This is a genomic window from Streptomyces caniscabiei (assembly GCF_014930365.1).
Lineage (GTDB): Bacteria > Actinomycetota > Actinomycetes > Streptomycetales > Streptomycetaceae > Streptomyces > Streptomyces caniscabiei.
The window spans coordinates 86,811-93,917 of the sequence record NZ_JABXWI010000031.1 but is presented as its reverse complement, the minus strand read 5'-3'; the positions used below and the strand labels follow the sequence as shown (position 1 = coordinate 93,917).

General features: G+C 70.5%; 7 protein-coding genes and 1 pseudogene. All 8 read right to left on the bottom strand.

Annotated features, from left to right (window positions below):
* On the bottom strand, positions 1-340 hold a 340-nt coding region (locus HW837_RS45435; RefSeq protein ID WP_193383571.1), incomplete at its 3' end, for a hypothetical protein.
* 11 nt (positions 341-351) lie between these two features.
* On the bottom strand, positions 352-738 hold the full coding sequence (locus HW837_RS45430; protein ID WP_193382942.1) for a hypothetical protein: 387 nt from the start codon (positions 736-738) through the stop codon (positions 352-354).
* Between the two features lie 45 nt (positions 739-783).
* A pseudogene (locus HW837_RS45425) lies at positions 784-1,131 on the bottom strand (peptidoglycan-binding protein); the annotation flags it as partial.
* 1,010 nt (positions 1,132-2,141) lie between these two features.
* A complete protein-coding gene (locus HW837_RS45420) occupies positions 2,142-2,957 on the bottom strand; it encodes a C1 family peptidase (RefSeq protein ID WP_193382943.1) in 816 nt (271 codons plus the stop codon).
* Positions 2,958-3,115: 158 nt separating this feature from the next.
* Positions 3,116-3,421, bottom strand: a complete 306-nt coding sequence (locus HW837_RS45415) for a hypothetical protein (RefSeq protein ID WP_193382944.1) — start codon at positions 3,419-3,421, stop codon at positions 3,116-3,118.
* A gap of 21 nt (positions 3,422-3,442) precedes the next feature.
* The gene (locus HW837_RS45410; protein ID WP_193382945.1) at positions 3,443-5,044 is read right to left on the bottom strand and encodes an H-type lectin domain-containing protein; all 1,602 of its coding nucleotides are present in this window, start codon (positions 5,042-5,044) and stop codon (positions 3,443-3,445) included.
* Positions 5,041-6,135: a hypothetical protein gene (locus HW837_RS45405; protein WP_193382946.1), complete on the bottom strand. Its 1,095-nt coding sequence runs from the start codon at positions 6,133-6,135 to the stop codon at positions 5,041-5,043. The genes HW837_RS45410 and HW837_RS45405 overlap by 4 nt, the downstream gene beginning before the upstream one ends.
* The gene (locus HW837_RS45400; protein ID WP_193382947.1) at positions 6,135-7,100 is read right to left on the bottom strand and encodes a hypothetical protein; all 966 of its coding nucleotides are present in this window, start codon (positions 7,098-7,100) and stop codon (positions 6,135-6,137) included. Before HW837_RS45400 ends, HW837_RS45405 begins: the two co-directional genes overlap by 1 nt.
* Between the last annotated feature and the right edge of the window lie 7 nt (positions 7,101-7,107).

The following is a 7,107-nucleotide window of genomic DNA, read 5'->3' as shown; positions in this document are numbered from 1 at the left end:
AGGTCATGTACCAAGCGAAGATCCAAAGGCCCCGGCTGTAGTCGCCGACCAGCCCCGCCCACCCGTAGGCGAACGCCCACAGCGCCGGGGGGACGGAAGCGGCGACGAAGCCGAGGCCGTCGCGAGCGAACCGCACCCAGGCCGAGGTGAAAGCCGCCAGACCGGCGACGATCCATACCCAGGCCCAGCAGTGCAGCGGCGCGTAGCGAGTGAGTAGCGACAGGCCCATGCCGGGTGGCGGTTCGACGATCAGCCCGACGCCCCAGCACACCTTGCCGATCCCCATGAAGAGGAGGAACCGGCCCCGGCGTCCGAGGCGCCCGCTGAACCAGTCGGCCACCCGGCGTCGCACTATGCGGCCCTGGTGGTGTGTGTGCGGTCGAGCGGACTGGTCTGTTCGATGCTCAGGACCTGGACGGGGGCGGTGACTTCGCGGCGCAGGAAGATGGCGATGGCGCCCTCGACGGCCAGCATCCACAGGGCCTGCTGTTCTGCGGTCATGTCCAGACCGAATCCGAGGAAGAGGGCCAGGCAGGCCTGAGCCAGGTTGACGACGGCGGCCGCCGCAGCGCCGGTGCGCAGCACGATCGCTTCGACGAGGGCGACGACGCCGGACAGGACGGCCATGATGACGGCCTGCTGGTCCGCGGTGACCTCGAGGCCGTAGGCGGACGACAGCTTCAGGGCGACGGCCACGAAGGCCAGGATGTAGACGGGCTCTCGGCCCAGGATCCTCACGATGGTCTCCAGTTGGGGAGAAGGGAAGAGGGGCAGGGGGGTGGGTCAGACGTTCGGGACCCTGAGGGCGTCCCAAGAGGCCTTGCCGGGGATGCCGTCGCAATCGGCGTCGGTCCATCCCAGGTTGTTGGCCTTGGAGTACTTCTTCTGCCAGGCGGCGTAGGAGCGGCGGTCGGCGACCGTCCAGTCCGGGCCCGGGCCTTCGGCGTACCGGCCGCAGCCCTCGGCGACGAGGCGCTGCCCCATGGCGGTGATGACCTTGGAGTTGCGGCCGCCGTGGAAGAACTCGGAGCCGGGGAACGGCTCGTAGAGCACCGCAGCGGGCTTCTTCGCTGGCACCTTCAGGGTTTGGCCGACGACCAGATTGTCCGGGTCCCTCAGGCTGTTGAGGGAGGTCAGCTTCGCGGCGGTGGTGCTGTGTGCCTTGGCGATGGAGGTCAGGGTGTCGCCCTTGCGGACCGCGTACGTGCCCGTGCCGCTCTGGGTTCCGGTTCCCTCGCCGGGTTCGGCCGGGTCGTCGGCGGGCGTGCCGGGGACGATGCCGGTGTCGATGGCGCCCGGGTCCCAGTGGTCGTTTCCGGGCACATGGCAGTGCCCGTAGTGGCCGCCCTTGGTCTGCCAGGTCGTGCGAGAGCGAGACCCCTTCGCGACGGCGGCCGCGGTTCCTGCGGGCTTCCCGGCCGGCCAGACGTCAGGGATGCCGTGGGCGCGCATCGCGGCGATCAGCTTGCGGTAGTTCGGCTTCTTCGCCGGGTCGAAGCCCTTCGTCCACGGCTGGGAGGCCCGGCCGAGAACCTCGACCTGAATGTTGACCTTGCCCTCGCGGTTCGTGCGGCGGGTGCCGTCGTTGCGCAGGGCGCGGCCCGACTTGGTGAGCGGCCCGAACTGGCCGAGCTTGTCCGTCAGGGGGTCGTAGATGACCTGGGGCTCGGCGCCGACGCGGATCAGGTAGGCGGCGATGGAGGTGAAGTAGTTCCCGCCGGCCGGGGACTCGGTGGTGTGCCAGGTGGATCGCGGCGGGTTGCCGGGGGTGTCCATGGCTCCGCCGACGGTCTGGCTTCCGAACCGTACGGCGCCGTCGATGTAGGCCGGGCCGGAGGAGCCGCGCGGGAGGTCGTCCGGGCCGGGCGTCTTGGGGTCCGGGTCGGGCTCGTACACCCGGTACTCGGCGGCGTCGACGGGCACGTACACGTCGAGGTCGCCGTCGTCGCGGAGGACCATGAACGCGCCCTCGAGGCGGGGGTGTTCCTTCATCCAGCGGGGGCTGTCGTCGAGGGCGGCGATGGCGCGGACCTCGTCGACGTGGGCCTGGTCGACGGTGCCGACGTATGTCGTCTCCAGGTGCGGCTCGGGGGTGTCGGGGTCGGGTGAGGCGAGGTGGTCGATGGCCACGTGGAAGTGCGTCATGTGGCGTGGTCCCTTCGGGGCTGGACCAGGTCGATCTGGTCGCGGAGGGCGAGGTAGGTGGTGAGGCGGAGTCGGCCGTCGCCGCGGTCGCCCCAGGAGCGCCCCCACGAGTTGCGGAAGCGCAGGACGGTGTGTTCGGGAAGCAGCCGGTCGCCGTCGAGAGCGACGGACTCGAGCGCGGTCAGGCACACCTCGTGGCCGCCTTCGAGGGGGGAGGCGAGCCAGCCGGGGACGGCGTCGATGAAGCCGTCACGGTCCGGGGTGCTGAACTGCGCGTGCCACGGCATCCCCATGAGGACCGGGCCGGTCTGCAGGAGGGTGCACAGTTCCTCGGCGGTGGTGGCGTGGCCGTACTGGCTGATGAGGCCGCGGGCGCGCAGCGCTTTGGCGATGCCGAGGCCGGACGATCCGCAGTCGGTGGTCGGCCAGGTGTACTCATGCCACTGGTCGAGGGTGGTGGCGTGTGCGTAGAGGTCGATCGCGAAGCGCTGGGCGGCTGCGGCGTCGCGGGTGTCGAGGCCGGCGGCGGCCGCGCGGTCCCTGTCGAGGAGGACGGACAGGAGCGCGGTGGCGGCGTTGCCGGTGCAGGAGCCGAGGGCGTCGACGTCGGCGGCGTCGCCGTGGGCGCTGGTGTGGATGTCCTGGGAGATGAGGTTGCGCTGGTCGAGGACCGGGAGGCGGGGTTCCCAGGCGGTGGGGTGCAGGGGCTGCCCGTCGTAGGCCCGCCGGTAGGCGAGGCTGCGCGGATCGAGCACGAGGTGCCGTCCGAGGCCTGGCCGTACCGGGTACTGCTGGATGGTGAGTTCGGGCACGTGACCCTGGCTCCTGCGTCTCCCCGCGCGCGAGCTGAAAGGTGGTGGACCGCGGTGTGCGGTCGTCCCTCGGGGGTGGCGCGAGGGGCGGAGGGTCGCCCTGTTGATCAGGCTACGGGCTGGGGGCTCGCGTGTTCCCCTGGCCGCCGGGCTGCGGGCTACTCCTGGGTTTCGGGTGCCTGTTCCTGCTCGGGGGCTTGTTCCTGGAGAACGGCGCTTCCGCCGGGGAGGCCGCCGAAGGTCCAGGCGCGGTGGGCTTCGATCCGCCAGTCGGGGTGGGCCGCCTGGTAGGGGGCGATGCGGGCGGCTATCAGGGCGTCCAGGTCCTGGTCGGTGTACGTCTGGATGTCCCGCTTGTCGAGGCGGAGGATCGGGCCGTCCTCGACGTACTCGCCGGGGCCCATGGGGAAGAACACCTCGAGGCCGGTGGGGATCATGCCGGACCGGTCGGGCAGGGACAGCATCAGGAGGGGTCCTCTCGGGGGTTAGGCGGGGTCGCTGATGGCGACCCAGCCGACGTTCGTGGATGAGTTGGTGGATCGGTAGCAGCGGATGGTGAAGCCGGTGGTGGAGATGCCGTCGGCGTAGGCGCGGATGGTGACGGTGGCCGGGTCGACGGTGGTGTCGGGGGTGAGGACGACGCGGGGGGTGTTGGTCATGGGGGTGGAGAAGGTGACGGTGGCGGTGGTGGTGCCGCCGCCGGCCCCGGGAGCTGGGCAGGAGGTGCGGGAGGCGCGGATGTTGCCCGCCGTGACGGCGCCGATGGCGGTGGCGTTGCCGTCCTTGTCGACGCGGAAGCGGTCCGATCCACCGCGGACCAACTGGAGCAGGTTGCCGGTGTGCCCAGTGAGAGCGTCGACGGCAATGGCGCTGTTCGCTGAGGCTGGCGGGAGGACGTAGAAGCGTCCTCCGTCCACGGTGGCGATGTTGGCCTCTACGGTCAGGCCGGTGTTCTCGGCCGGGGTGGCGGTGTTGGAGAAGCCCAGGTTGGCCAGGGTCGCGTTCAGGAGCAGGCGGCCGCCGATGACGGTAGTGGGGTCTGATGAGCGCAGTCGTTCGATGACGGCGACGTCGCGGGCGAGGAGGGAGCGCCAGAGCATGTCGGTGTGGCCGCTGCCGGAGAACGTTCCGCAGAACGTCTCCAGGTTGGCGTCACCTGCGGTGGGTTCGGTGACCTGGGCGACGGCCCATTTCGATCCGGCGGCGTTGGACCAGCGGACGTGCGGGTAGGTGGCGTCGGGGTCGAGGAAGAGGCGGGCGCCGGAGTCGCCGAGGAGGCGGACTCCGCGGGCTGAGAATTCGCCGACCGCGGTGCCGCTGGAGTCGTAGACGATGACCATGTTGGCGTCGGCTTCGTTGATGGTGATCCGCTCGCCGGTGGTGTCGGTCTGGATCAGCGAGCCGGTGATGGTGCCGCCGGTGATGGTCTTGCCGGTGATCGCGTCCGCTTTCAGGGCGGTCGCGTCGACGGATCCGGCGGCGAGTTTCGCCGTGGTCACCGCGTTCGCGAAGATCTTGGGGCTGGTGACGGCACCGTCGGAGATCATCGTTTCGACGATCTCGCCGATGCCGATGTCCCCTGCGACCGGGCGGGGTGAGTACGGTCCGACCTCTGTGGTCGGGGTGGAGGCGGTGCCGGAGGTGTTGCGGGCCAGGATCCGCACGTAGGTCGGGTCGGTCGCGGGCAGGTAGCTGATCGCGCCCTGCGGGGTCTCCATCGTCGCCTGCAGCGTGTCCGAGGTTGGGGTGAACCCGGCGGTGGTGGAGGCGTGGACCTCGATGCGGGCCCAGTCCAGCGGCATCACCTGCCCGTCTGCGAAGGTGCCGTCCCAGCCGACCGCGATCCCGCCGAGCGCGGGGGCGACGGTGGGCGTGGACGGGGCGGGCGGTGCGGCGCCGTTGACGACGTTCACGGCGGTGGTGCCGTCCGCCTGCTGGCCGACGATGCCCCGCAGGGAACCGGTGGCGTCGCGGACCAGGAGGGAGCTGTTCTCCAGGCTCCCTCCGTGCGCGTACCGCTGGCCCTTCTCGACCCGGGCGAGGCGCTGCTTGAGGTCGTGGAGTTCCCGCGCGATGGATCCGGTCATGAGGAATCCGATCCGTAGTGGAAGGCATCGGCCCTTTGCAGGGTGAGGACGGCCCGGTCGGGGTGTTCTCCGGGCTCGTAGGAGTCGGCGAGGATGCGGGCCCAGCCGGTGTAGGACACCCACTGGTTGTGCACGGCGATGCGGACGTCGTCGCCGATCTGCCACGAGCCGAGCGGGGCCGCGGGGTGGTCGCGAACGGTGATCTGCGTGACCTGCCCCATCACCTGCAGCTGCCGTCGGCGGGCCCGCGCGCGGCGGCCGAGGACGTCGTTGCCGTTGACATTCGGCAGCGCGAGGACGCTCTCCATGCGCAGGCGGCCGTCGCGGGCGGGGTCGACGGCGTAGCGGGTGGCGGTCCCCTCGCCGGAGCCGGTGGCAATGACGACGTTGGCGAAGGTGTCGCCGGAGTAGCGGACGGGCACGGCGTCGACGATGTTGATGCCGGTGGTGAAGGAGATGTCGGTGCGGCGGGCCCCGAGGCGTGGGAAGCCCAGGCGAAGACGGCGTTCGATGCTGCCGTTGGCCTGGAAGGAGCAGGTGTTGGTGTACTGCGGGGCGCCGTCCTCGGAGACGAGGTCGTCGAGGTGGTCTCCGAGGTTGGGCGTCTCGTACCAGAACGAGTTCCACGGTTCGGCTGGGGTGCCAGCCTTGGCGCTCGAGGTGGTGGCGTCGACGATGACGCCCAGGTCGCCGTCGGGCTGTTCCTGGGCGTAGTCCCAGATGTCGCGGATGATGACGCACGGGTCCTGGAAGACGTAGGGGCCGCGGCCGCCGAGCTGTCCGTGTTCGTCGTGCCGTCTGGTGAGGTAGCTGGACCAGGAGGCGGCCTCCATCCGGTACTCGGCGTCCTCGGCCTCGATGTCCCAGATGAGGCCGCCCCAGCGCAGGAAGCCGTCGGCTTCGGCGTAGATGAGGGTGGTGCCGGGGGTGATGAGGGCGGCGTTGGCGGCCACCCACTTCGGGGCGAGGGTGGCAGAGAAGCTTCCGGGCCCGTTGAGCTCGTTGCCGAACTGGACGGCGGACAGCGGAAGCGCGGGGTGGAGGATGTCCCCGGTGAGGGCGTGCTGCGCGAAGTACCGCCACCGGCCCATTACAGGGGGCCCTCGGTGAACTCGATGTCGGCGATGAAGGTGGTGGTGCCGTCCACTCCGATCTTCCCGGCGTTGGTGGAGCGGGTCCGCATGCGGGAGTAGAACGACTGGGTGGTGCCGCGCATCGCCGCGCCCGCCGTGTCGGTCAGGGAGATCGTCTCGGCCATGCGGACGGGGATCCGGCGGGGCGGGCTTCCCTGGTTGTCGTCGATGCCGACGTACTGGCCGGCCTCCTTGGTGCCGAGCATGAAGCGGAAGCCGCCGAAGACGTTGCCGTCGACGAGCCGGAGACCGTCCACGCTGAAGACGACTTTGGCTTGGGCTGCCCAGGCGGGGATGGGCACTTCGAACATCTCTCCGGCCGGGGACGCGGACGGCAGCGCGGGGTGGGTCTTCCACGTCTCGGAGGTCCCGGAGATCTCCACCAGCGGGTCGGCGGCGTAGTACGGCAGCAGGAGGCGTTCGCGGCGCGGGTTGGCGACTTGCCTGAGGTCCACGATCATCGCGTTGGTGATGGTCGCGGTGGAGGCGGGGATGTCGATGCGGGCCAGGGGGATCGCCGAGTAGCCGGAGGGCACGGTGGTGGCGGAGCTGGAGACGTTGGTGACGACGTCGAAGAACGCGGACTCCGACGGGTCCAGGGTGCCTTCGTAGTCGGGGTCCTGGACGCGCAGGATCAGCATGTCGGAGCGGGGGGTGCCGCCGGTCGCGCCGATCGCGACGGTGTCGGAGCCCATGTTGTAGACGCTGTAGTGGCCCTGGACGGGGCTGAAGACGCCCTTGATGACGGCGGATCCGTCGGCGATCTGTACGCCCGCGCCGGGCGTGGACAGGGCGGTCACCTTGAGGTGGGCGCCTTCGGTGATGCCCTGGTTGCCGCGCGCCAGGTCGCGGACCATCATTCGGAACATCTGCGCCGAGTGCTCGCCGCCGGTGACGGCCATCGGGGTCGATTCGAGTGCCATGTCGGGC

What these genes read in the sequence shown, in the direction of transcription:
- HW837_RS45405 (WP_193382946.1), bottom strand. Translation starts at nt 6,135, where the DNA reads ATGGGCCGGTGGCGGTACTTCGCGCAGCACGCCCTCACCGGGGACATC.
- HW837_RS45400 (WP_193382947.1), bottom strand. Translation starts at nt 7,100, where the DNA reads ATGGCACTCGAATCGACCCCGATGGCCGTCACCGGCGGCGAGCACTCG.
- HW837_RS45415 (WP_193382944.1), bottom strand. Translation starts at nt 3,421, where the DNA reads ATGCTGTCCCTGCCCGACCGGTCCGGCATGATCCCCACCGGCCTCGAG.
- HW837_RS45410 (WP_193382945.1), bottom strand. Translation starts at nt 5,044, where the DNA reads ATGACCGGATCCATCGCGCGGGAACTCCACGACCTCAAGCAGCGCCTC.